This is a genomic window from Buttiauxella sp. A111, assembly GCF_014189855.1.
Lineage (GTDB): Bacteria > Pseudomonadota > Gammaproteobacteria > Enterobacterales > Enterobacteriaceae > Buttiauxella > Buttiauxella selenatireducens.
Genome location: NZ_BJFN01000001.1, coordinates 576,887 through 603,706, shown reverse-complemented (window position 1 = coordinate 603,706; position 26,820 = coordinate 576,887). Strand labels below are relative to the sequence as shown.

Annotated in this window: 20 protein-coding genes; 15 read left to right on the top strand and 5 right to left on the bottom strand. The window is 46.8% G+C overall.

Going from position 1 to position 26,820, the window contains the following annotated elements:
• Positions 1–390: 390 nt before the first annotated feature.
• On the top strand, positions 391–5,154 hold the full coding sequence (locus BSPA111_RS02690; protein WP_183269661.1) for an autotransporter outer membrane beta-barrel domain-containing protein: 4,764 nt from the start codon (positions 391–393) through the stop codon (positions 5,152–5,154).
• Between the two features lie 53 nt (positions 5,155–5,207).
• Here the strand turns inward: BSPA111_RS02690 and BSPA111_RS02685 are convergent, their stop codons facing one another.
• Positions 5,208–6,743, bottom strand: a complete 1,536-nt coding sequence (locus BSPA111_RS02685) for an EAL domain-containing protein (protein ID WP_183269660.1) — start codon at positions 6,741–6,743, stop codon at positions 5,208–5,210.
• A gap of 473 nt (positions 6,744–7,216) precedes the next feature.
• On the opposite strand from BSPA111_RS02685, the gene gntT reads away from it, so the two are divergent.
• The 13 genes from gntT (at position 7,217) to BSPA111_RS02620 (ending at position 22,812) form a co-directional block, all read left to right on the top strand.
• Positions 7,217–8,533 (top strand): gluconate transporter, encoded by a 1,317-nt coding sequence (gntT, locus tag BSPA111_RS02680; protein ID WP_183269659.1) that lies wholly within the window; start codon positions 7,217–7,219, stop codon positions 8,531–8,533.
• Positions 8,534–8,767: 234 nt separating this feature from the next.
• The gene (locus BSPA111_RS02675; protein WP_183269658.1) at positions 8,768–9,352 is read left to right on the top strand and encodes a YecA family protein; all 585 of its coding nucleotides are present in this window, start codon (positions 8,768–8,770) and stop codon (positions 9,350–9,352) included.
• Between the two features lie 322 nt (positions 9,353–9,674).
• Positions 9,675–11,090: an undecaprenyl-phosphate glucose phosphotransferase gene (locus BSPA111_RS02670; RefSeq protein ID WP_183269657.1), complete on the top strand. Its 1,416-nt coding sequence runs from the start codon at positions 9,675–9,677 to the stop codon at positions 11,088–11,090.
• The gene (locus BSPA111_RS02665; protein ID WP_183269656.1) at positions 11,080–12,366 is read left to right on the top strand and encodes an outer membrane beta-barrel protein; all 1,287 of its coding nucleotides are present in this window, start codon (positions 11,080–11,082) and stop codon (positions 12,364–12,366) included. Before BSPA111_RS02670 ends, BSPA111_RS02665 begins: the two co-directional genes overlap by 11 nt.
• A gap of 1 nt (position 12,367) precedes the next feature.
• Positions 12,368–12,925: a polysaccharide biosynthesis/export family protein gene (locus BSPA111_RS02660; RefSeq protein WP_183269655.1), complete on the top strand. Its 558-nt coding sequence runs from the start codon at positions 12,368–12,370 to the stop codon at positions 12,923–12,925.
• A 2-nt stretch (positions 12,926–12,927) separates the two neighbouring features.
• Positions 12,928–15,063 (top strand): polysaccharide biosynthesis tyrosine autokinase, encoded by a 2,136-nt coding sequence (locus BSPA111_RS02655; RefSeq protein WP_183269654.1) that lies wholly within the window; start codon positions 12,928–12,930, stop codon positions 15,061–15,063.
• Positions 15,060–16,271, top strand: a complete 1,212-nt coding sequence (locus BSPA111_RS02650) for a lipopolysaccharide biosynthesis protein (RefSeq protein WP_183269653.1) — start codon at positions 15,060–15,062, stop codon at positions 16,269–16,271. Before BSPA111_RS02655 ends, BSPA111_RS02650 begins: the two co-directional genes overlap by 4 nt.
• Entirely contained in the window at positions 16,268–17,641 is a 1,374-nt protein-coding gene (locus tag BSPA111_RS02645) for a capsular biosynthesis protein (RefSeq protein ID WP_183269652.1), read from the top strand. Before BSPA111_RS02650 ends, BSPA111_RS02645 begins: the two co-directional genes overlap by 4 nt.
• 1 nt (position 17,642) lies before the next feature.
• On the top strand, positions 17,643–18,632 hold the full coding sequence (locus BSPA111_RS02640; protein ID WP_183269651.1) for a glycosyltransferase family 2 protein: 990 nt from the start codon (positions 17,643–17,645) through the stop codon (positions 18,630–18,632).
• A gap of 9 nt (positions 18,633–18,641) precedes the next feature.
• Complete coding sequence (locus BSPA111_RS02635) at positions 18,642–19,853, top strand: glycosyltransferase family 4 protein (protein ID WP_183270273.1); 1,212 nt, start codon at positions 18,642–18,644, stop codon at positions 19,851–19,853.
• A 1-nt stretch (position 19,854) separates the two neighbouring features.
• Positions 19,855–20,967 (top strand): glycosyltransferase family 4 protein, encoded by a 1,113-nt coding sequence (locus tag BSPA111_RS02630; RefSeq protein ID WP_183269650.1) that lies wholly within the window; start codon positions 19,855–19,857, stop codon positions 20,965–20,967.
• A gap of 2 nt (positions 20,968–20,969) precedes the next feature.
• On the top strand, positions 20,970–21,377 hold the full coding sequence (locus tag BSPA111_RS02625) for a hypothetical protein (RefSeq protein WP_183269649.1): 408 nt from the start codon (positions 20,970–20,972) through the stop codon (positions 21,375–21,377).
• A 40-nt stretch (positions 21,378–21,417) separates the two neighbouring features.
• On the top strand, positions 21,418–22,812 hold the full coding sequence (locus BSPA111_RS02620) for a DUF4832 domain-containing protein (RefSeq protein ID WP_183269648.1): 1,395 nt from the start codon (positions 21,418–21,420) through the stop codon (positions 22,810–22,812).
• 69 nt (positions 22,813–22,881) lie between these two features.
• Here the strand turns inward: BSPA111_RS02620 and galE are convergent, their stop codons facing one another.
• From galE to yecR, 4 genes are all read right to left on the bottom strand, one after another.
• On the bottom strand, positions 22,882–23,898 hold the full coding sequence (gene galE / locus BSPA111_RS02615) for a UDP-glucose 4-epimerase GalE (RefSeq protein ID WP_183269647.1): 1,017 nt from the start codon (positions 23,896–23,898) through the stop codon (positions 22,882–22,884).
• A 110-nt stretch (positions 23,899–24,008) separates the two neighbouring features.
• Positions 24,009–24,932 (bottom strand): hypothetical protein, encoded by a 924-nt coding sequence (locus BSPA111_RS02610; protein ID WP_183269646.1) that lies wholly within the window; start codon positions 24,930–24,932, stop codon positions 24,009–24,011.
• Between the two features lie 461 nt (positions 24,933–25,393).
• Positions 25,394–25,891, bottom strand: a complete 498-nt coding sequence (ftnA, locus tag BSPA111_RS02605; protein ID WP_183269645.1) for a non-heme ferritin — start codon at positions 25,889–25,891, stop codon at positions 25,394–25,396.
• 218 nt (positions 25,892–26,109) lie between these two features.
• The gene (gene yecR / locus BSPA111_RS02600) at positions 26,110–26,403 is read right to left on the bottom strand and encodes a YecR family lipoprotein (RefSeq protein WP_255459217.1); all 294 of its coding nucleotides are present in this window, start codon (positions 26,401–26,403) and stop codon (positions 26,110–26,112) included.
• 212 nt (positions 26,404–26,615) lie between these two features.
• On the opposite strand from yecR, the gene BSPA111_RS02595 reads away from it, so the two are divergent.
• Positions 26,616–26,774, top strand: a complete 159-nt coding sequence (locus BSPA111_RS02595) for a hypothetical protein (RefSeq protein ID WP_183269643.1) — start codon at positions 26,616–26,618, stop codon at positions 26,772–26,774.
• Positions 26,775–26,820: the final 46 nt, after the last annotated feature.

The window sequence follows — 26,820 nt, the reverse complement described above, 5'->3', positions numbered from 1 at the left end:
GTTAAAAAATTAATGTCAATAATTGAATGTGTATTTTGGGGGTTGTGAATAAATTTGTGAGTCATAAATAAATAAATGACGTCTTCGTAATGTTTTTCCAACGATTTATCATAAATCTATGCACAACTCATGCCGTTACGATGCATATGCTGGTGATGTAAGCTCATTATATTTAAAGATATTTGCGCGTTGTTTTCTCACGACCATTCTGGTTGTCGATGTGAGTCGATGGCTGGAAACCCCCTGCAGTGCCGCATATCTACAACCATAAATATTATGGCATCAACCACATCACTCTTTGGGTTGTCATTAAGTCATTTAATCTTTTTTGTTAAATGAATAACAACCCGTTCATGCAAAAAAATAATGAACTACAAAAAAGGTTCCATTATGAATAAGTTTCTTTATCGACTGATTTTTAATAAAGCTCGCGGGATGCTGATGGCCGTACCTGAGTATGCATCCTCCTGTTCATGTCGATCAGACCGAATGACTACTGAAGCCGTTGCGCCGAAAAATGTTCCCGGTAAAACATCCTCGCGTTCCCTGAAAAAAACGCTCATTGCCCAGGCTATTGCTGTTGGGTTGCTGGTTCCTTTGACTTCCTGGGCGAGCACCTCAGTGTCATTGCTTCCGCTGGCGATTGACCAGGCAGAGGATAACAACCTGGTGGTGGCGCAGGGTGTCACGAAGGACATGAACGATGGCAGCACGCAAACCTACGGTGAAGTGACGGTCGATGGAAATCTCAACATCACCGAGGGTAGCGATTTGGTCAGTGGGGTTGTGGATGGTGCCAAAACATACAACGCCATTATCGGCGATGCAGCGGGAACGTCTGGCACGGTAAACGTCAGCGGCGAAGGCTCAACCTGGATACACAATGAAGATTTCATCACTGTCGGGAGCTACGGTTCCGGGCAGTTGAATGTATCAAATGGTGGTTATGTCGAAAGCGGGTATCTCTCCATCGGCAACTACACCGGTTCTACAGGCACGGTAAACGTGAGTGGCAGCGGCTCGGAACTTAAGGTCCACGACAATATTTATCTGGGAAGACGCGGTGGTGCCAGCAATAACGGTGAAGGAGGAGAAGGGGTTCTCAATATTACCGAGGGCGCAATCGTTACCGCTGGCGGGACCTATGTTGGGTACGAAGGCACCGGTACTGTTAATATTTCGGGAGGCAGTACCCTTACCAATGGCGATGGTGTGATTGGGCATCAATCCGGTTCCACCGGTACCGTCAACGTCAGTGATGGTTCGACCTGGAATAACACAGGCGATCTCATTCTTGGCTTTACGGGCCAGGACGACACCCAGGGACTTGGCGCTGCGGAAGGTGTGCTCAATATCTCAGGTGGCAGCACGGTCACCGCGGCAAATCTCTATGTTGGGAATGGGGGGACAGGCGTCGTTAACCTTACGGATAACAGCCAGCTCATCACGGGCGGACCGAGTTCACTGGGTTGGTATGACAGCTATGACTCACAAACTGCCGGGTCCGGTACGGTCAATGTTGACGATTCGACCTGGACGAACAACGGAGATCTCCTTGTTGGGCAAGCAGGCTACGGTGAGCTCAATATCACAAATGGTGGCAAGGTGTCGGCAGCTAATCTCTATGTCGGGGAATGGTCTACAGCCACGGGGGTGATTACCGTTACGGGTGGCAGCCAGTTTGAGACGGCCAACGCGCAGTTGGGTCTCGAACACGGTTCCACTGGCACCGTCACAGTCAGCGGTGCAGGTTCAAGCTGGAATAACACGGAACACATTACGGTCGGCAGCCATGGGGAAGGAACACTCAATATTTCAGATGGCGGGACGGTGACCACGGGCGGCGACCTCTATGCTGGGTATTATTCAGATGGTACAGGGACGGTCAACATCTCAGAGGGCGGCTCTCTGCACACAACCAATGGCTTCATTGGGACTCTCGATTCTACGGGTACGGTCACCGTCAGTGGTGACAATTCCACCTGGCAAAACAGCGATAATTTATTTGTTGGCTATGGCGCAAGTCAGGGCTCCCTGGTTATCACCAATGGCGGAACGGTCACTACCGGGTACGCCACCGTAGGTACCAATGGCACGCTGATCATCGACTCTGATTCCACGCTGGATGTGAATAACTCCTTCACCATGAATGAGGGGGCGACGCTCAACGTCATGCTTGACGCCAACGCCAGCGGGCCGCTTATCACGGCAGATTCAGCAACGCTTGATGGCAATCTGGTGTTTGAAGGTTTTGCCGCAGGTGAAACCATCATGACGTCCTCTTCGGCGACAACGCATGAATTTGTGCTGATCGACACTGATAACACCATTAACGGTGATTTCGATAACCAATCAACACCGACGGATGATGGCATTGATTACCTGGTGTCCAAAGGCTATCTCTCCGAAGACGGAACCGATTACAACCTTGGCTTTAAGCTGGCCTGGACTGACGGCGGTGCGCAGCAGGGTACAGGCACCTTTACGCTGGCTGAAGGTACTGCTTTTGATGTGGATGTGGTGCTGGCGGATCAGGATCCCTCTGTCAATTATGCAAGCGGCTGGGATGGTAAAAGTCTGACCAAAGAAGGTGATGGATTACTGGTTCTGTCAGCGGCCAATACTTATACCGGCGGCACGACGCTTAATGGTGGCACGCTGCAATTGAGCGGCGAGGGGACGTTGGGGGATATCAATAACACCACGACTGTCACCAACGGTACGCTGGACCTGGGAGGAACGACCCAAACTCAGGCTACGCTGAATCAGTCCGGCGGCACGGTGCAGAGTGGCACGATGGAAGTCGGCACCTATCAACTTACCGGCGGCACGCTGGCGACAGATGCCACGGTATATGCCAGCACTTACGATTTCCAGTCTGGGACCGTGAACGGGCAGATACAGGGCGGTGATGTAACCAAAACCACCGACGGCACAGTGACTCTCGCCGGAGCCGGTTCATCTGTGGATAGCGTGGACGTGCAACAGGGAACGCTGGTGTTCGTGCAAAATGAAAGCGCGGATGCCTCGCAGAACGCCATATTCAGCACGACTGGCAATTACACCACCCAAAGTGGAGCCACTACGGATGTCGGACAAGGCGGTTCGACCCTGAATGTGGGTGGCGATCTTGTTCAGGAGGAGGGTTCGACCCTGGCCGTTACGTTGAATGACGGTGCCCCTGTCGTGAATGTCACGGGGACCGCAACGCTTGATGGTGAAATCGCTATCTCAGGTTTTGCCGTGGAGCAGGATGGGTCAATGGTCAGTTCCAGCGAGCTGACCGGGACGTCATACGGAATAATCCATGCTGATGGGGAGATCACCAGCGGTGCTGAAATTTCGGGTGTTCCGGATTATTTAACAGGAACCACCGCTTTATCATCGGATAACAAAGATTACAGCGTCAGCTTTGACCTGGCCTGGGACTCCGGCAGCAGTGGCTCGTTCACCGTTGAGGAAGGCACCGGGTTTGAAGTCGATACGGTTCTTGCCGATCAGTCCGGCGAAACTTCCGAGAGCTGGGATGGCAAAAGCTTGACCAAATCGGGGGATGGGATTTTGGTGCTCTCGGCCCAGAATACTTACACCGGTACGACGACGGTCACCGACGGGGTATTGCGTACTGATGTGGAGAACGCGTTCTCCAGCAGTAGCGAAGTATCAGTGACGGGCGGTGTGCTTGACCTGAATGGCTATGACCAGCAGGTGAATGACATGTCAGTCGCGCAGGACGGCCAGGTGCAGTTGAACGGTGCTGACTTAACGGCAGACACCTTGACGCTTGCCGGTGATATCTCCTTCGGGGCACCCACGACGCCTGCGGTGATGACTGAGAGCACCTTGACGGAAGGGCGCACAATAACGGTCAACAACTGGGTCGGCGAGGGGGGCTCGGTTGAGCTTTACACCGTATTTGGTGGCGATGATTCGGTGACAGACAAGATCGTGATTGATGGCGGTACGGCTACCGGAGATACCGGGCTGGTTATTCGTCACGGCGGCGGTGAAGGTGCGCAGACGGACCAGGGGATCCTGGTTGTTGATGCCATTAATGGGGCGACGACGGACGACGCGTTCTATCTGTCCTCGGAATCTGACGGTTATCGTTCAGGTTACGATTCGATTGCCGCAGGAGCCTATGATTATCAACTGGTTCAAGGGGGTAATGGCGGCGAAGCGGATGACTGGTATCTTACCTCATCAGGTTCTGATTCAGGCGATATGACCCATTATCGCCCGGAAGTGGGCGCGTACCTGAATAACAAACATATTGTGTCGAAACTGCAGACCCACACGCTGCACGACCGTCAAACCCCAGGCATTGCAGTAGACGCCCCTGAATCAGAAGGCATATGGGTGCGTATTGCCGGAGGTGGCACTGAGCGTACCGGGGCGGGCGGCCAGGAGCTGTCTGAGTCGTATTCTCTTATTCACGGCGGCGGTGATTTCCTGAGTATCAGCGATGGAGGTGATGGCATCTTCCGTGCGGGGGCGATGGGGCAGTATGCTTCGTCTCGTAACGACTCGAAAAACCAGGAAGGCATCACGGCAGACGGCGAAGTCAGTGGCTACAGCGTGGGTCTGTATGGTACCTGGTATGGGCAGGCTGATGGCCGGACCGGGCCATATGTCGACACCTGGCTGATGTATGGTCAGTTCGATAACGAAGTGAAAGGGCAAGGTCTGGACAGTGAAAATTACGACTCGGAAGACCTGTCGCTTTCACTGGAAGCTGGCTACGCATTCCAGGTTGGCGAGCAGACGTTCCTTGAGCCGCAAGCGCAGATTATTCACTCTAATTATCAGTCAGATACTTACACCGAACATACCGGTACCGTGGTATCGGATATGTCGGATAAAACAACGACGACCCGACTGGGGGTACGTCTGAGTCATGATCTGACGGAAAGTAATATGCAGCTGAAATTGTACAGTGAAGCAAACTGGTGGCATGGCCCTGGTTCGCAAAGCATGACATTCGATGGTGTCACGGTACAAGACTCCCTGCCGGATGATCGTTTCGAAGCGAAGTTCGGCGTACAAGGCCAGATTAACAAATCGGTCAGCGTATGGGGGACGGTGGGCTTAGAAGCCGGTTCTGAGGATTACCGTGCGGGCACGGCGTTGGTCGGTGTTCGTTACACCTGGTAAGAGTTGGTACAAAGGGGCGGCAACGCCCCTTTTAAAGAAAAGATGATGTAGATTCAGTCGTAAAATTGAAGGGCAAAATCTTCCATGGGTACAGGCTTGCCGTATAAATATCCTTGCAGAAAGGTGACGTTACGCGCTTTCAGATAGGATGCCTGTTCTTCATTTTCCACTCCTTCCGCCACTGTCTGCAGATGCAAGCGGGCGGCCAGATCGATGATGTTATCGACAATATGGACGGAGTGCGTATCAATACCGATCTTGCTGATAAAGCTCTTGTCGATTTTGAGGGCATCAACTTTGATATGTTGCAGATACTTCAGGCTGGAATTACCGGTCCCAAAATCGTCGATGGCAATCATAACCCCCAGTTTATGCAGTTCGTTAACCAACCGTTCAGTCACTTCATCGATAACCAGCAGTTCTCGTTCTGTTAATTCCAAAACCAGCTTAATAGGGTTATCACCGAATGCGTTGATAAAGGCCCGGCAATCCTCCACCAGATTGAAGTCCCTGAAATGGCTGGCGGTGATGTTGAAGGCGAAGTGATAGTCCTTCGGTAACAGCTGCGCCATGGGGGAAAATTGCTTGCGGACTTGAGTCATCAACGCCTGGGTCATTGGGATGATGAGGTTACAGTTTTCAGCCATCGGGATGAAATTATCCGGGGGAATGATGCCCATAGTGGGGTGCGCCCAGCGCATCAACACTTCGCATCCTGTCTCGCGCATCAGATGTCCGGATACCACCGGCTGGATATAGGGAATGAACTCCTGATTTTCCAGTGCCTGACGTAACTCATACTCGGGCGAGATGGTGCGTCCTGACCAACGAAATACGGCAAAACCCACGATGACGCTCAGCAGTACCCAGGCGATTAAACTGAATCTGGAGAAATACCAGATATAGCTCAGATAATTGGCCGGAGAAATGGCAGCGACAATCTTGAAGGGGTAGTGGGTCGATGGCAGTTCCATATAGCCCGGCATGTCGGGGGAGATGAGCTGGGTGGAAGGCGTCTGTTGGTGCTGCCATTGCTGTTGGCCTACGATCAGGCCCAGGGGTAAATCAATACTCAACACACTGAGTTCAGAGAGGATATGATCACCGTATAACCTCACCACAATACTGTCTTTACCGACAACCTTCCGGTAGATAATGAGCTTCTGGTCCTTCTTTACCCTGTTGTCGTTCACGAGATAAAGCGTGCCATCGGTATAGCTATCGAAGTTAATTTCCTCTGCATAATGGCCATAGAGGGATGAACAATAGATTTGATTACCCTTAACCAGATTGACGCTGCGGACAGTCTGGAAATACGCCACTTGCATTCTGAGTTGCAACAGCACAGAGGAGAGACACTCTTTACCCAGGTCTTCTATGACCGCCGTGGCCGCTTGATTGGCGCCGTCCAGGGCTCCTTCCGCCAGACGTTGGGCATGGGCCATGCGCATCAGGGTTGTCCGCTTCAGGTTCGATGTTGTCTGCCCGATAGTACTGATAGCCCCTAGCAGAATGCAAAGCGAGCCAACAAGAATGGCGCGCACCAGCCGGTGTTTGAATTGACGCTTTTTTAACATACCAAACGGCATGAAATTCCCTCTACATCACAGTTTGAACGTTCAACACGGGTTGGTAACACCCCAAATCACACAATAGATCTTATGAATTGCTTTCGTTATGAAACTATTCATATGTCGCACATTAACCCATACAAAAAGACATGTCATTTGAAATGGTAGAGCGCGGGAGGTGTATTTTTACACGTCCCGCTTTCGTCTGTTCTTGTTCAATAGCATGACGCTTACCCGACATCCCGCCCACTTTTAGAATGTGAGTTACATCTCATAATTCACATTTCCCATGCCAGGGTGATTCTCAATCGTGCAATGTTACCCGTATCATATGTGTGGGCACTTAATCACAATAATAACTACCGACAAAACTGATAAGTTTCGAAGGTGACCGGTATTGGTGCTGCTAATACGACATGTTCCCACCAGGGAAAAATTAAATTGTCATTCAAAAATGACGTTACCCATAACAAATACAGGTCAGGTTATTCATGCCATTAGTCATTGTTGCTATCGGTGTTATCTTGTTGCTGCTCTTGATGATCCGCTTCAAATTGAACGGATTTATCGCATTGGTGCTGGTGGCGCTTGCAGTCGGTTTAATGCAAGGCATGCCGTTAATTAAAGTTATCGCTTCCATCAAAGCGGGTGTGGGCGGAACGCTTGGCAGCCTGGCGCTGATCATGGGCTTCGGTGCCATGCTCGGCAAAATGCTGGCAGACTGCGGCGGCGCACAGCGTATCGCGACCACGCTGATTGCCAAATTTGGTAAACAACACATTCAGTGGGCGGTGGTTTTAACCGGTTTTACCGTCGGTTTCGCGCTGTTCTATGAAGTCGGCTTCGTGCTGATGCTGCCGCTGGTCTTCACCATCGCGGCGGCGGCAAACATCCCGCTGCTGTTCGTGGGTGTGCCGATGGCCGCTGCGCTGTCCGTGACCCATGGCTTCTTGCCGCCACACCCGGGCCCAACTGCTATCGCGACCATCTTCCACGCGGATATGGGTAAAACCCTGCTGTTCGGTACGATTCTGGCGATTCCAACTGTTATCCTGGCGGGTCCAGTCTTCGCTCGCTGCCTGAAAGGTATCGACAAGCCAATCCCGGAAGGTCTGTACAGCGCGAAAACCTTCACCGAAGAAGAGATGCCAAGCTTTGGTGTCAGCGTCTGGACCTCACTTGTGCCAGTGGTGCTGATGGCGATGCGCGCTGTGGCAGAAATGGTGCTGCCGAAAGGCCACGTGATCCTGTCCGTAGCAGAGTTCCTCGGCGACCCGGTAATGGCGACGCTGATTGCGGTTCTGATTGCACTGTTCACCTTCGGTCTGAACCGTGGTCGTAATATGGATCAGATCAACGAAACGCTGGGCTCTTCCATTAAAATCATCGCCATGATGCTGTTAATCATCGGCGGCGGCGGTGCATTTAAGCAGGTTCTGGTAGACAGCGGCGTGGATAAATACATTGCGTCGATGATGAATGGCAGTAACGTATCGCCAATTTTGATGGCCTGGTCTATTGCTGCCGTACTCCGTATCGCGCTGGGTTCCGCAACTGTGGCAGCAATCACCGCAGGCGGTATCGTTGCTCCACTTATCGCTACCACGGGTGTTAGCCCTGAACTGATGGTTATCGCGGTAGGTTCCGGTAGCGTGATTTTCTCTCACGTTAACGACCCTGGTTTCTGGTTATTCAAAGAGTACTTTAACCTGACTATCGGCGAGACGATTAAATCCTGGTCGATGCTGGAAACGATTATCTCGGTCTGTGGCCTGGTAGGGTGTCTACTGCTGGGAATGGTCGTGTAATGTGAAACAAGCCGGGTAGACCTCCGTTTACCCGGAATACCAGAATCAATGATAAGCAGTTTCATATAAACCACCTTCGGGTGGTTTTGTTTTTTCCGCCATTTATCCTGGCATCCTTTATCAAAAACACTCATTTTTAGGGTAAAGTCACTGCATATCGCAGGCCGAACAGATTATAAAAAGTCTTCCTGTAAAATTCGGCGTAAAAATTGAACATATTTTGGAGAACACAGCATGAATCAAGGGCCGCTAAACGAAGAAGAACTGGAATGGCTGGATGACACGCTGACTCAGTACGGTAATGATGATTCTGTGTTGGATGTTTCTGAATTAGACGGGATGCTGACGGCGATTCTCTCCGCACCGACCATGATTACACTTGCTGACTGGCAGGCCGCAGTGTGGGGCGGTGAAAAACAACTTCCTCACTGGGAAAGTGCGCAAGAACAACAACGCTTTTACGATCTCTGCTCTCAGCATATGAATGATATTGCAGAACGTCTGTGCCATGCGCCTGACCAGTTCGAACCGCTGTTTGGTTATCGCGAAGTTGATGGTAATGACTACACGATCGTCGAAGAGTGGTGCTTTGGTTACATGCGCGGTGTTGCGTTAAGCGACTGGACCGCTTTGCCAGAAACGTTGCGCACCGTGCTGGAGGCGATTGCCTTACATGGTGAGGAAGCCAATATCGCGAAGCTTGAACAGATGACCGAAGAGGAATATGAAACGAGCCAGGCAGCAATTGGTCCAGCTGCACTGGAATTACATCGTTACTGGAAAGAACAACCTCAATCTGAGACAAAAACGGTTCATTAATCACACTTTGAAAAGTATTTATCTCAATAACCAGGCATTCGTTCGTTGAATGCCTCATTGACATCATCTCCTGCTAAACCATTCCTCTGGATGCGCCTAAGTTAAATCCCAGGCAAAAACACCGCTCTAACTTCTTTAAGCAAAACAAATAGCTACCTGTTCGTGAAGCACAACATCAGACAAAAGCAAAACCCTCAAGACATACTTAAGAGGTATTTTACAATTCATAACAATCTTACATCGTATTCTTTACACTTATGATATAATGATGATGGGAAAGGACTGCATCATCATTATAATTCGATTAATAACGAGTCTAACAATGCTGAGAAATTCACTGAAGTTTACCCATGGAGGGTACCCAGTATTTATTAAGTTAGCGGATTTCATTCTTATTAACTCGATTTTAATATTGAGTGCATTGCTATTATCAATGGAATCGACTAGCACTGTATTAATGTTCAGTTTTCTCTTCTCTACCGCATTCTTGCTGTTTGGCGAATATACTGAGCTTTATCTCCATCGACCCAAAAACTGGAGTGTACGAGGTCAGTTGCGATTGATCTTATGCTCATTTCTCACGGTGGTTTTTGTTGAGATTGTCAGACTTTTAGCGGGTGGGTGGCAGTCAGTTGGGTATCTAAACACGCTGGAAAATAAGTTTATCCCCGTTACCTTATTCTGGTACGCAATACCTCTTTTTTTGCTCTATTTAGTCCATTTAATTTTCCTCAAATACTCAACGAAAAAGAACATTCGCGTCGCTATTGTTGGGGTGACATCTAACGGTCTGGCGGCAGAAGCGGCGCTACTCAAAGAATATTCCAATGTGAAGCTAGATTTGGCGTTCTACGATGAACGTGATGCTTCGAGATTTAGCGAATTGATTGACCGAATCAACAGCCCATTTAAAGGTTCAGTTAGCGGTCTGGTTGAAGAAGCGCAAGCAGGTAGAGTCGATGAAATCTATATCGCTTTACCGTTAGTTGCGCTGGAAAGGATTCGTCATTTCCTTGCTGTGATGTCCGACACCACGGTTGATACTTACATCGTGCCAGATTTTAACTCCTACAGTTCTCATATGTCGGAGCTGCGTTCGGTCCATAACTTACAAACTATCAGTATTCTAAGCTCCCCCTTCGAAGGTTTTGGCTCCTTTATCAAGCGCGCCGAAGATTTGGTTCTGGGCAGCATTATCATGGTGCTGATTTCATCACTGTTGTTGGTGATTGGTATCGGGATAAAACTGACCTCTCGTGGGCCAGTCTTTTTCAAGCAAGACCGTTATGGTTTGAGTGGACAACGAATTAAGGTCTGGAAATTCCGTACGATGAGCGTTATGGAAAACTCAGATACCGTCGTGCAAGCGACGAAAGGCGATCCACGTGTCACGCGCTTTGGCGCTTTTTTACGTCGCACGTCGCTTGATGAGCTACCGCAATTTTTTAATGTGTTACAAGGCAGTATGTCGATTGTTGGCCCAAGGCCACATGCCGTCACCCACAACGAGCAATATCGTAAACAAGTGGAAAACTACATGATTCGCCACAAAGTTAAGCCTGGGATCACAGGATTAGCGCAAATTAACGGCTATCGTGGAGAAATTGATGCACTTTATAAAATGGAAAAGCGCGTTCAGTACGATATTGAATACATCCAAAGCTGGTCGTTGTGGCTAGATATAAAAATTATTATAAAAACTATTTTCAAAGGATTTGTTGGGAAAAATGCATATTAAATATATTTTCGTAGCCGGAATCGTTTTATCACAACCGGCCCTGGCGGACTTAACACCGAAATCTCATATCGGCTTTGCAGGTATTGATTTTCAAGGCAAAGTGGGTGCGAATTACGGTTACGAAGATAATGTGACTTATCAGCCACATGATAGTGATGCTATTGGCTCAAACTTTCTGAGTGCCGCGCCAGTCTTGAGCATGGAGGGGAAACGCGGTGAGGACAAATACCTGATAATGTATTCAGGTGATTATCGCAATTACACTAATGACTCAGCTGATAACTACAATGATCATTTCTTCCGTTTTAATGGGGAGTGGCGTTTTGGGTTAAAGCATGGGCTTGCGTTTAACATTGAAGATTCGATCGGGCATGAGGATCGTGGCCGTGGTGTAACAGAAGGCTTCGTACCTGAGCAATTTCAAGAGTTTGGTATTAATTCCCCCCTTAGCACCAACCTTTTGAACAGTGAGCTGCGTTACACTTACGGGGCTCTTGAAGGACGCGGCAAAGCTGCACTCGCTGTGCATTATAAAAGACTTCGTTTTGGGAATACCCAGGAAGTGCAGAAAACGGACGATGACTTTTACACGTACATTCAGGAGCAGGAATGGTATGAAAATGGCCTGGTTGCCGAAATATTCGACCAATACTCCCCGAATACACGTTTCCGTTATAGCTTTATTACTAACCAGCAGCATTATGACCATGCCACTGCAAAAGACAGTAACGAATATTATTTGATGTATGGAATCAAGTCCCAGGTTACGGGTAAGACCAATATCGATATGAATGTGGCCTGGTTGTATAAAACGTTTCAAAACAACCCTAACTCGCAGGATTTTAATGGACTAAACTGGGATATTCAGGGCGAGTGGAAACCACTCAATCAGTCTATTTTTACAGCACATACCTCGCAGCGTATTAAAGACCCTTCAGAAGTGGGGGGATATATTCTGGTTTCGCAATACGGTATTTCGTATCAACAGTTTTGGATAAATGATCGTTTCTCTACCTTGTTAGATTACTCCTACACCACGGAGGGTTATAAGAAACAAGATAAGGATAGAACGGATAAAGATGGTGTATTCACTTTCTCCATGAGCTACGACTTCAGACCTTCTGTTAATTTTGAACTGAAATATCAAATAGATACATTGCGCTCTACCAAAGAAACCGATTCGTTCTTTATCGGTGCTGACGACGACCGGGAAGTTCTGAGAACGCTGGGCTATGACAATTCGCTGATTATGTTTACAGCTAAGGTGCAGATTTAAAATGAAAATAATGAAACTCTGGGCATTTTTATTATTCACTGTGCTTTTGGCCGGATGTACAGCATCTCAGCCACCACTCATGGATAATCCTGATGCTGAATCAACGGGATATCTTCTCGATTCAGGTGATACCGTCAGTATTAATGTGTACGGAGAACCTGATATGGCGATGAAATTTATTATCGATAAAAGTGGATCGATTACTTTCCCTTATATTGGGAAAGTCGTCCTGAAAGGAAAAACACCCGATCAGGTCAGTGCCGAGATAACGAATCGCCTGAACGGGGATTATCTGCAAAACCCAATGGTGACCGTAAATATCGCTGAATTCCGTAAGTTCTTTGTTTCAGGCGAAGTGAAGATCCCTAATGGTTTTGCGTGGGAACCTGAGCTAACGGTAGAAAAATCTATTGCAATGGCAGGAGGTTTCACCGACAGAGCGGATCGCGAAGATATTAGTATCCGCCTCGCGGGTACCAACCAATTGCTTGAGAACGTGGACGTAAGACACTCCGTTCACCCCGGTGATATCGTTATAATTGGCATGGGCTTCTTCTAACTATGAAACTATCAATAGTAGAAAATGGCATGAAGCGAGAAAGCTCTATCGATTTCTCCCGGTTTGCCAAAGAAATTAAAAAGAACAGTTGGAAAATCCTCCTCGCCGGTGTGATTGCGGGGGCGGTTGCCTGGCCATTAATCAGCATGATGACATCTAAGTATGTCTCGACGGCAACCGTGCTGATCAAAGCACAGCCGGATAACGTTTCTCCCTTCCCACAAGTAGACGGTTACGACTCGACACGCAACGGGTATTACGAGACTCAGTATGCGCTGATGCAGTCACGTATTGTGCTGGAGCAAGCGGTGCGGAATTTGAAACTGGATGAAAATCCTGATTTCAATGGCGCCAAATCCGACAGCAAAATTACGAACACCCCCGAGACTCAACAGGTGCGTATTGATAATGCGCTGAAAAAGCTGCTGAAAAATCTCACCATCACCAGTGTTCGCACCACGCATCTGGCCTCGATTTCCTACGAGTCATCTTCTCCGGAACTTGCGGCTCAGATAGCCAATGGTGTCGCGCAGGCATTTATTGATTACAGCGCGGCGCAGAAACGAGGCAATACGCTCAAAGCTCGTGAAATCAACCAGAAGCGAATGGACGAGCTTCAAAAGCAAATCGCCGAGCAGAAACTGGCCATTGATGACTATCTGAAGAATCAGGGCTTGTTGACTTTCCGCGGAGTGGATGGCTTTGAGACAGAGCAGTTAAGCATCGTCACTAATCGCCTGGCCGATGCGACTCAGCGCAGAGTGGCGGCGCAATCCCTGTACAACGAAGTCCGTCAACGCCCAGGGCGTTCGCTCGACAATGTCATCTCGCTGCCGGTGATTTCGGATCATGCTCAGATCCAGCATTTACGTCTTGCACTGATACAGGCTAGAAGTAATTTGTACGAACTGCGCAAATCCTATGGTCCAAAGCACATCAAGATTCAGGAAGCCCAGGCGCAAGTTCAGGCGATTCAGGATCAGACCAATAGTGTGCTGCGTGAGCTGGAAACCGGTCTGCGTCAACAATATGAGGCAGCGTCGGCTGACGAAAATAACTACCAGAAACAGCTGGATGAACAAAAAAATCTCTTCCAGAACCTGGCATCCAAACGTGACGGCTATAACGACTTAAAACTGGCGCTGGATAAAACGGAAGATTCGTACAAAACGCTGTATCAGCGTACTCAGGAACAGTCGCTCTCAGGAAGTGATAGCGATTCAGATGCCGTACTGTATGACCCGGCAGTGCCTGCTGAACGCCCAGCTAAACCGAACAAGCCTTTGTTGCTGGTTATGGTGGTGCTGTTGGTTCTGGCCTTCAGTATTATGTACTTCATCGTCAAATCCGCGATGGACAGTTCCATCAATAATCTGAGCCAAATGAAGAAGCGCCTGAACCTCGAGGCATTAGGTGAGATTCGTCGCTTTAATGGGCTGGGGAGTCGTGCGCAAATTCGCGATGTAATCGCCAATAATCCGATGAACGCCGACATTATTCACAGCATTCGAACCCGTATCATGCTTGATAATCGCCATCTACAGGCGGTGTCAGTGACCTCGGCGGATCATGGCGAAGGCCGGACGTTGCTGGCGAATCTGTTGGCAAACTCATTCAGTTTTGACCAGAAAACACTGCTTATCGATCTCGACTTCTCCAATAAAGACGGCTTATCAAGCGAATTGGCCAATCCGTCGGCGCATGGGGTTGCTGAGTTGCTGCGTGGTGAAGCGACGCTTGAGAATCTGTGCGTCAAAGTGAATGAAAATCTGGATTTCCTCGCCCGAGGCAATACCTCGATCTCATCACTATTGATGCTGTCGTCTGAAAATCTGGAACATCTGATGCGTGAGTTGCGTAGCCAATATCAACGCATAATCATTGACGTTGCTGCGGTGAATCAGAGCCAGGACAGCCAACTGATTAGCCGTGTCATTGACGGTCAGATTTTCATGCTCAAAGCCGGTGCGCCTGCGGAACATATCACCCAGGCGTTGGATAAACTCGAATCTAATCATTCGGTTGTTATTGGTGCCGTGATTAACCAAGTCGTTGATAAAAATCTTGAAACGAAAGAGGGATTACGCTCACTCAACCTTCAAACCAATGAATTGATGAACGGTACAGGCCGTCTATGAGTTTACTGAGAAGCGCGTCCACCATTGCGGGGTCATCAGTCATTTCACAACTGATTGGTGCGCTGTCTATTTGGTTAATTTCACACAAATATGACCTGGCAGAAGTGGGGCTTTACGCGCTTAACTACAGTATTGCGTTGATTGGCGCTCAAGTTTGTACCTTTGCTTCACAGTTGTTAATTCCTAAGCAGCACGATGATGAACTGGCGCAAAACGTGGTGTTTTGCTTATTACAAAGTCTGATTATCGCGCTGCCTTATGCACTCCTTACCGCGTGGCTGTTTAACCAAAATATCTTCTTCCTTTATCTGCTCACGCTGTCCAATACGTGGATTTTGATATCGGAGAACTTGTCATTACGTACGGCTAATTTTGGTTTTTTGGTCTTCCAGCGTATTTCTGTTTCCGTGGTCGTGGTGCTCTCCGTGCTGCTTACCACGCATGTTCAGGCATTTTACTGGGCGTGGGCAGGTTTGATGATGGTACTCACCATTGGCTGCATTCTTCGAGCCTTTGATATTCGCACTGTGCAACTGGAACATTTGAGTCCCAAAAATAACCTGGCATTCTTTAATAAGCACGTTCATCACCTTACCAAGGTGGGCAGTGCGGAAGTATTGGCAATGGCGAACAGTAACTTGCCGATCATGCTGATTAATTTTTGGTTCTCAGCGCTTACCGCGGGTTATTTTTCAATTGTGAGCCGCTTTTGCCTGGCACCGGTTGTTATCGTCGGGAACGCGGTGCGTAACACCATATTCTCAAAATGGTCGATAGATTTCCGACATAATACGTTTAACTTTGAAGAGTATAAAAAGGTCCGTTTGCTGCTTCTGGTGTTAGGCGTTGTGTGTACATTTGGGGTGTTTATTTTCTATCCTATCGTCATGCATCTTGGTTTTAGTGAAGATTGGATAAACTCGATCCCAACGTCACGCTATATGTTGCCTTATTTATTCCCGGCGCTGGCGGTTTGTCCGTTGACCGTGATTGAGCTGATCTTTGGATCTCACCGTTATTTCCTGCGGATCCAGTTTGAACAATTAGCGATTGTACTGATTGCATTTGTCATTGTGCCTTATTTTTATAACGACTATGCCACATCGATTATTCTGTTCTCTGTACTCACTTTCGTTCGTTATGCCTTTATTTATCTCAAAGTAAATAAACGCGCCAATCTTTTGAAAGACAGGCCGGTCGTATTATGAATCTCAATACTGGGAATTATTTACAGACATACTCCTTCCTTACCCTGATGATTTGCGGGTTGGTTCAATATTTCACCGGTGTGTTGGCGGTGTTGTGGATCCCATTCTTCCTGACGTTGCTGATGTTCATGCTGCTGGTGATGCAAACCCGCTACGAAAAATTACAGCTGGATAAGCAAGAAATTGTGGTGCTGACACTGTATCTCATTTTCCTGGTATTGGCGGGAGTGTCCACCCTATTGCAAGAAGGGGTAACCGATGCGATTGTTGGCTTTAAAAATGAGATAGCACTTTCGCTGGTGATGGTCTGCCTGTTATTAGGATTCTGCCGTGAGTCGCAGATTTATCGCGTAATCCGTTCTTTATATTGGGTGTTTTACGCTCAATTCCCGGTCGTTCTTTATCAGTTGCTGTTTGTTGTACCCCAGCGTGTTGAGGTGCGTGGTGAAGAAGATAAATGGGACTCCGTAGTAGGAACCTTTGGTGGCGACCCACTGGGAGGCGGGAATACCGCAGCGATGGGGATGTTTTGCCTGTTGATTATGCTGTTAAAAGTCTCCGAATTTAAGCACGGTTTAACCAGTTTCAAATCGATGGCCCTACACGTCATTCTGGGTTTTGGCTTGTGTATTGTTGGTGAAGTGAAATTTGTCATTCTGTTGTCACCCATACTGCTGGCGTTGCTTTGGGTCATGCCCAGCTTCGTCAAAGGGGTGAACAAAGTGAATATCAAAGCACTGCTTTTTATATTCTCGGGAATGGCATTACTAATTGCGCTGGCTATCGTTATTTTAGCCTCTGGTTATTCCACGGCCTTTGGAAGCGACCCTACGCAAAGCTCACTGGCTGTTTTTATTGATTCACTCAGTTATATTTTTGACCCGAATTATATTCTCCCTTCAGGTGAAGTGGGGCGCTTTACCACACTGATCTTCTGGCTGAAGAATAACGACCTGTGGGGACTTTCCGGAACGTTGTTTGGTTACGGACTGAATGCGACAAACAGCGGAAGTATCGTTTCGCCAGGCTTCTTGAATCTCACTTATAATCTGATTCTCGATTCAACTTCTTTAAGTATGTTCCTCTGGGAAGTGGGCGTGGTGGGAACGCTGTTATTTATCGGTTTAATTCTCTACATCCTGAAAATTGTGCAGCCTAAAGCTCTGTTAGCGCGCGAGCAATTAGACACACAAGACCTGCAATTACTCAGTTTTGCACCTGCATTTAGTGTTTTTGCTATCAGTTGCTTATTGAGTTTGCCCTACAGTCAGATACTCACGATCACGCCAATGTTACAATTTTTGTTCTATCTGTCACTGGGCTCCAGTCTGATTATTCGTCGATCCGTTTATCGTTTTGCGGAGCAGTAATATGAGCAATAAACCCTTTATCTCCGTAAGTATTAAAACACTTAACGAAGCCGAATGTATTGAAAAAACGATTGATAGTATCCAGCAACAGATTGCTGAATATCCTCATAAAATTATTGTTGCCGATAGTTTATCCACCGATAGCACTCAGCAACTGGCCAGTAATAAAGGTGTCACCGTGGTGTCGTTAACGCAACCTGCGGACCGCTGTTGTGGCGTCGGGCACCAACTTGGCTATCTGTACAGCGAAGGGGAATATCTGCTGTTAATGGATGGCGATATGGAGTTGGAAAAAGGGTTTATCGATAGCGCTATTGCTTTTCTGGAAAGTCATCCTGAATACGCGGGCGTGGCGGGTACAGTGGAAATGGATGAAGCCACCAACTATGAATTTAAATCGCGTAAACAGCGACTACATGAAATTTATCCCGTTGGGGATTGCGATCATTTAGGCGGCGGGGGGTTATATCGCCGCTCGGCAATTGAAAAAATTGGCTATCTGACCAATCTCAACCTTCATGCGTATGAAGAGGCTGAACTTGGGATGCGCCTGGTCGATGCCGGTTATAAATTACACCGCCTGAATGTGCCTTATTTCAGCCACACTTCACACGACATGCCAACACTTAAATTGCTTATCTACCGTTGGAACAGTGGATATAACCAGGCGCCCGGCGAATTGTTGCGCAGCGCCTGGGGGAAACCCTATCTGCGAAATGCGATAAAAATGGTTAAAAATGAGGTGATTTTTGCAATTTATTTGTTGTTATTACTGATTGCTATTTTGACCTTCAATATCGACATTATTGCGCTGGCTTTGCTGCCGCTGATGGCATTTATTATCCTAAAAACGATTAAAAATCGATCATTACTTAATGGCTTGCAAAGTGTACTTAATTTAGCCGTGCTTTCCGTCGGATTACTCAAGGGACTGACTCACTCGATGCGAGATCCAATGACTCCACCCGACAGCAAAGTCATTCAAGAATAGGTTTCTATGATGAAAATTTTACTGGTGAATAAGTTTTTCTACATCAAAGGTGGTGCAGAAACGGTTTACTTCCAGGAACGCGAAATGCTGAAACAGGCTGGCGTCGACGTTATTGATTTCTCAATGCAACACGAAAAAAACTTCCCCTCTGACTATGCGGACTATTTTGTCAGTAATGTCGATTATCATAAAGGAAGTAACCTGCTTGGTGGGATTAAGACGGCGGTAAACTTTATTCACAACGCTGAAGCCTGCAAAAAAATGAAGGCACTGCTTGAGAAAGAACGCCCAGATATTGTTCACTTTCATAACATCTACCATCAGCTAACCCCTTCGATAATAAAGATTGCCCGGGATTTTGGCTGCAAAACGGTGTTAACCGCCCACGATTATAAGATTTCCTGTCCTTCCTACGCGATGTTGCGTGATGGCAAAGTCTGCGATGCCTGTATCACGGGGTCAGTCTACAATGCGTTTAAATATCGCTGCTACGAAGGGTCAGCATCCAAAAGTCTTCTGCTCTCTTTAGAAGCCACCTGGCAATTTATCGCGAAGAATTATCAGGCTCTGGATGTCATTATTTCGCCCAGTGAATTTTTGCGCGGAATCATAAGACATACGTTGCCCAATTCACGTATTGACGTGATTGTGAATGGTATTGATGACAGCCAGCCGTTCCAGGATATTGAAGACCAGGGCTATATACTCTTTGTCGGACGTATCAGTCCTGAAAAAGGGATACAAACATTAGCGCAAGCACATCAGCTTATGCGCAATAAAATACCGCTGAAAATCGTGGGTAATGGTCCAATTTATAATGACCTGGTGACGCAATTTCCGCAGGCAGAATTCCTCGGCTATGTCCAACAAGGCGAGGGATTAGATGCATTAATTAAGCACGCAAGAGTAATTGTTGTGCCTTCTGAATGTAATGAAAATTGCTCGATGTCAGTGTTAGAAGCCATGTCATTTGCGCGTCCCATTGTGGGTTCGCGTATTGGTGGGATCCCTGAACAAATACGTGACGGCGTTGATGGCGCTTTATTTGAGCCGGGAAATGCTCAGGAGCTGGCCAATATACTCGACGATCTGGCTGAAAATCCGGAGAAAGCGCACCACATGGGATTAAATGCTCACCAGCGACTCTGCGATAAATACGCCATGCGTAATCATATGGAAGCGTTGATCAATTTGTATCAAGAATTGTTGAGCAAACCTTAATATGGCCAAAAAAATTACTGTTATCGGCACGCGTGGCATACCCGATGTGTTAGGGGGGGTGGAAACCCATTGCCAAAATCTTTATCCCGCCATCAAACAACAGTTCGATGTGGATATTTGCGTCATCGCTCGTGCACCTTATGTTGGTTACAGTAAATCGCAGTACAAAAATATTGAAACCGTGGCGCTGTGGGCGCCCAAAAAACGGTCGCTGGAAGCGATTGTTCATTCTGTTTTAGCGGCGTTTAAGACCTGTTTTGACCAATCCAGTATTGTTCATGTACATGCTATCGGGCCGGGTCTGGTCGTGCCACTGCTGCGCTTACTCGGCAAGAAAGTGGTGTTTACGCACCATGGACCTGATTATGAACGCCAGAAGTGGGGCGGTATTGCAAAGAAGGCTTTACTGCTGGGCGAAAAATTCGCTGTAAATTATGCCAATGAAGTCATCGTTATTTCTGAAGTGATTAATCAGCTGATTCAGAAGAAACATGGCCGCATGGATGCCCATCTTATCCCTAACGGTGTGAATATACCGCCAACGTTTACCCCTGAAATCATTCATAAAACACTTGACCGTTATGCCCTGAAGCCTAAGAGTTATCTTGTTGCGGTGGGGCGTTTTGTGGAAGAGAAGGGGTTTCATGATTTAATTACGGCCTACCAACAATCCGGAGTATCCGAGCCGTTGGTTTTGGTCGGTGATGCGGACCATCCTTCCGACTACAGCATACGTCTGAAGGAATTAGCCATAAAAACGCCGAATGTTATTTTGACCGGTTTTTTAAAAGGTGACGCACTGAAAGTGGTATTTTCTCAGGCAAAGCTATTTATCATGCCTTCTTATCACGAGGGATTGCCAATCGCGCTGCTGGAGGCCATGTCATATTCGCTGCCCGTGGTGGTGAGTGATATTCCGGCAAATCTTGAAGTCGGGCTGCCAGCGGACGCCTATTTTAAGGTAAGTAATGTGATTGATTTAGCAGAAAAAATGAAGGAAAGACGCGTGTTAACTGGCGCGGATTACAGCAAATTTCTGCAAACCTATGACTGGAGTGAAATTGCCAGGAAAACTGTAGGTGTCTACCATTCAATAGATAAATCAATAGGTTAAAATTGACGAATTCAACCCGACGCCCAATCGTCATCGACAGATTCTACGAAGTGCTTGATGAACAAACTCAGGCACAGCTGACTCCCGAACAAAAGCAGGAGATAGAGGGCGCGCTCGTTTCTATCACTCTTTCATCACACCACCGGATCGATATTCGTAAGAGCTTTCCCTTTTTTGGGACGCGCTACTATATGGTCTTTTTGTTGGGACGAGACTTACGTAAACGGCTGCGTAAAGAATCGACTCTGGTGCGAATTGTTGTGACGTTACTGATTCTTTGCGGTTCTATCTTCGCCGTATTATGCCTGCTATTGACGCTGTATATGATCAAATCCGCAGTGGGAATCGATCTGATTCGTAATTTCCATGTGGGGATTTGGGACTGGTGGCTCAGCTTGCGTAACAACTAGTCTTGGGCGAGTTAACGCCCCAACACAAATCGGAAATACTATGAATATAAAAACGTTAGTTTCATTGATGTGCATGGTTTTTCCGGGGGCGGTCATGGCCGTACCGATGACAGTTGTAACGCCAAAAGCACTTTCTGGCCCAATAACGAATCCGGGAACGGGGATCGCCAGCTTTCATCAGGGATATGGAGATCAACTGACGCAGGCGCAATATCCCGATACCGGAATTGAATACGAGCGTTTTTACTGGTCAGAAGTTGAGCCAGTTGAGGGGCAGTACAACTTTGCTCTCGTGGATGAGGCTTTTAAGTTTGCAGCGAAGCATCAACCGGCGATGAATGTCGGACTGCGATTTATGGTGATGGATGGGCCAGAAAGCGGGAGCAAAATCCCTGACTGGCTGATTAAAAAAGGGGTGAAAGGCGTCTGGACATCGGACAATAAAACTTTCGCGCCGGACTTAGATGACCCTATTTTCCTTGAATATAGCCAGCGTCTGCTGAACGCGTTTGGGAAGCGGTACGATGGTAATGAAAACCTCGCCTACATCGATATTGGCATGGTGGGTTCCTGGGGCGAATGGCATAACAGCAATTTCCCTTCAATGACTCCGCTTGAAAAACGCTACACGCCTGCTCAACTAGAAAAGTACGTCACCATGCACTTTACTGCGTTTCCTAAAACGCCAAAAATCATGCTGATTGCCGGTGGCGATAATCTCGTGAGCGCCACGAGACGCGGTGCTGGCTGGCGTGCAGACTGCCTGGGCGACTGGCGAAACTTTTCGACAACCTGGAATCTGATGGAAGATGACTACCCGCAACGCATAGAGGCGGCACAGGCGGCCTGGTCAGGTTTTAAAGATGCGTGGAAACGCGCGCCGATTAGTTTTGAGATCTGCGGCCATATGGCCGAGTGGAAAACCATCCAGCATTATTCCCTCGAAGAAGTACAAAGGACCTTTGACTGGGCCGAAGCGCAGCATGCCAGCACGATTAATTTGAAGTCCACGGAGGTGCCAGCGATGTATCGCGGCATCGTCGATAAGGCGCTGACAAAACTGGGCTATCGTTTTCGTTTAGCCTCGTTAAGCCATGATTCTGTCGTTTCAAAAGGCGGTACTCTGACGCTAAATAGCCAGTGGAAAAATGAGGGTGTCGCGCCGATTTACCTGAAATACGATCTGTCGTATCGCCTGGTAAATGATGCGAACAAGGTTATCGCCCAAGGGAGAACCTCCGATGATATTCGCAGCTGGCTACCTGGCGAGCGCACGGCGAGTTATCGTCTGGCACTGCCTGCGACATTAGCGAATGGGCAATATTTTGTTGAAGTGGCGATGCTGGACAAGCAAGGAAAAGCGAGAATTAATCTGGCTAATGAAGGCAAACAAAGTGACGGTTGGTATCGAGTGTCGAAGGTTCGCGCTCAGTAATTGAATAATACCCTTCATACTTCAAGCAACTCGAATTATGTAGGGTATATCAGAGTCTTAGAAACAGAATTAAGAACTGAAACCGTTCGGATTATTTTTCTGCCAGTTCCAGGTGTCGCGCATCATTTCGTCAAGAGAACGGGTCGCTTGCCATCCCAGTTTTTGTTTGGCTAAGGATGAATCTGACCAGCATTCCGCAACATCACCCGGTCTTCTGTCGACTATTTTGTAGTTAATTTGGGTTTGTGCGGCTTTTTCAAAAGCCTTTATCAGGTCAATCACGGAATAACCGACACCGGTCCCCAGGTTGATGGCTTTGAAGGCTGAACCCTCAGCTTTATGATCCAATGCCGCCAGATGCCCGCTTGCCAGATCCAGCACATGAATATAGTCACGCACTCCGGTTCCATCGGGTGTTGGATAATCGTTGCCGTAAACCGACAGGCATTCGAGTTTGCCAATTGCCACCTGAGAAATATAAGGGACCAGGTTATTAGGAATACCGTTAGGATCTTCACCAATACGGCCTGATGGATGTGCGCCCACCGGGTTGAAATAGCGTAAGCAGGTAATGCGGAATTCAGGTTGTGCGTGCGAAAAATCACGCAAAATTTGCTCAACCATTAATTTCGACGTCCCGTACGGGTTAGTGGTTCCCCCTGTCTGGCACTCTTCGCTTAGCGGGACTTTTTCTGGATTGCCATATACCGTCGCAGATGAGCTGAAGATCAAGCTATCTACGCCTGCAAGCAACATTTCATTGAGCAAAACCAGCGTCCCAACGACATTGTTTTCATAATATTCCAGAGGCTTTCTAACCGACTCGCCGACAGATTTTAAGCCAGCGAAGTGGATAACATCGGATATCTCGTGATTTGAGAAGATCTCTTTTAGCGCATGTTTGTCTAAAATATCGGCAACATATAATGTCGGTACTTTTCCGGTTAATTCTGCAACCCTGTCCAAAGAGGCTTTAGACGAGTTAGAAAGATTGTCGATGACGACGACATCATCACCTCTCTCCAGTAATGCCAGTACGGTATGTGAGCCAATATAGCCAGCACCACCAGTTACAAGAATTGCCATAGTATCTCCAGAATAATATTGAAAAATGAGTGTATCGAGTCTGTGTCGACCTCATTCTCAGTCTAGTTGATCAATAGTATCAGCAAACACCCGGCCATTCATCTGCTGTTTCAGGCGAAATACTGTTTCCTGTATTTGACAAAACATTTAAAGATTATCTTTTTAAATGGCGAGAAGAAGCTGAATATCAAGTTTTTGGTGTCGTAGACAATATAACTTTTAGAAAAATTAAAAGTATGAATACCGGCGCTTTTATTAATTGCTGGAACAATATTAGCCACCAGTCGCTCTTCGAATGCTGATGAGTTTAAGTTAATTAACTCTTTGATATAGATTGATTTTCCATACAGCCCCGGCAGGCATTCCTGAGTGAGAATATAATTTTTGTTATTGGTTGAATAAGGCATTCCGGCACCGCGATGGTGGTAATTACACAATGTTAACGAAGGCTCAATTTTTTCCCAGTTACCGAACAAGTCACTTGCAGTGTGAATAACCATTTCATTATCCAGCGTAGTGGAAATAAGATAGCTGACGCCATCCAAAGTAAAGTAGACATTATCGGTATATTCGACATTGGAAAGTAACACTTTTACTTTTTCCCAACGCGCCGGGAACTCAGTGGATTGAAAGAGAATGACTTCCTTTCTTTCTGATGATTCCGGAATCATAAACAGTTTATCATCATGGAAAAAAACAAAAGGAAACGACAGGTGGCATCGCAAATCGTCAAAGCCTTGCAGTTTGATATCTTCAATCTCTTCCATATTACTATTCAGAACACGGCACTTCAGTACTCCCTTTGAGTTAAGGAAACTAAATGCTTCATAGAAGATAAAAAGCTTATCTTCTTTTTCGATAATAAAAGGGTCGGCCTGAAATGTGTATTTTTTATTAAGCAGCTGTGCTTTTGAATGACTGAGAATATCCAGTGTATTATCAGGAAATGAATGCATGCTATTTTTAATGACCATGATGTCCCAGGACTCATGGAAAAATAACTTTTTAATTAATTTATTGTTTTTGTTTAACATTTTTTCATCTTATCCATGTTAGTCATCACCAGATACAGGAAGAAAATGTTGCTTATTATTTTTACTCTTAAGTAAAACCTAACGTTATAATTTCTTTTCGAAATAGTCTCTAATGAGATTTAATATCGCTCTCTGGTTTGCCATAACCCACTGAGTTGAGCTTAGCTATCGCCGATAGCAAACACGAGAAAGCTACTGCTTTGGAGTATAGACGTTCAGGCAATATTCGCCTTTCTGAATAGAAGAATATGGGGGATTTTGTGCAGCAGAAAATATTCACAAACATCATCTTCAGAATATGTTGACGAAAATGTCTTAACCAACAGGTAGTTATATGCAAGTGTTGCGGTAAAAAAGATGCATGGGATCTAAGGAAAAGAGGTGTTTTGCAGGGTAGGGCAAGGAACACTTATGAAAACGAGAACCGGTAAGCATAAAGCATGCTTACCGGTTAGAATTTATTAAGCTTGTGTATCCAGGGTAGAAAGTTCTTTATCTACGAAATACAAACCTTCACCGCTTTTACCCACCAGACTTAATTTATCCAGTACAGATTTAAACAGTTTTTCTTCTTCGTGCTGCTCAGAAACATACCATTGCAGGAAGTTAAAGGTCGGATAATCCTGAGAGGTCATCGCCGCATGAGCCAGTTCATTAATCTTGCGAGTAATTAACTGTTCGTGCTCGTATGTTGCGCTAAACAAGCTATCCAGAGAAGTATAATCATGGTCTGGTGCTGGAATAGCATTGATACGAGGCAAGCTTCCGGTATCCGTTAAATAAGCAAACAGGCGCTGCATGTGCTCCATCTCTTCCTGAGCATGGCGACGCAGGAAAGCGGCAGCCCCTTCAAAGCTATGGTAGCTGCACCAGGCACTCATTTGTTGATAAAGCAGGGAAGAGTAAAGCTCAAGATTCATTTGTTCGTTAAGTTTTTCGATCATTTCAGCTTTAAGCATGAGGCGCTCCATGAGAATTAGGACTTTAACAATGGCGCTACTTTAATTTTATTATTTCTATAATGCAAAGGAATTGTTAATTATATTATTGTAATGAGAATGGTTGCTAATATTATTCTTTTTTAAAACAATTATTACAGGCCAATAGGAATGATTATTATTTAATTAATAGGGTGAAGCATAATATATTGTCCACCCCATGAATACATTCTCTCCCTTCACTGGACGGCTATTTCATCCCTAAGGTATTTCTCCATTCCGATGCCCCGGCACTGATACTCAAGCGTAACGGTTTGGTTCAGGCACAACGCGCCGCTGGTCAGGGAGCAGGTTCTGATTGGCTCCCCATAGGGGAATGCAGCGGTATAACCCCATTGTTGGCACTGGTGGCTGGCTGCTGACTGTGCAACGTAGGTATCAATTTTCGCTCTTTGTAATGGGGCAATATCAAAACCCAGACGCACAACCCCTGCAACTTCGCTTCCTTTGACGGGCTGTGGGGTTTTATTCATGGTGCAACCGCTTAATAACGCAGCCACTAAAAGCAAATAAACAGATTTCATATGCTGAGGCTCAAATGATATTTCTTATGATTTTAGCATGCAGCAAAACAGAATATTACCAACAGCACAAAGCTGCATAATTTCCTTTACGTTAATGAATAGAGCGCCTTCTAAGCTAAATTTAAGATAATAATCGGGTGATAATTTACTGCCGAAATCATATGCGTGCCGATTCCATTGTGATTGAAAGTTTTGAACAGGAAAAGCAGGCGCATCAGCTTAACGATAGTGTGGCGCTGTTTCGTAATGCCAAATCGGCATCAACAGACGGCTCTTCATCGGGTAAAACGCAGAAGTGTGAGCCCATCTTTATTTTTTAAAACTAAATTTCATTAAATTTGAAAGTATGTTTGCTAGATAGTATCG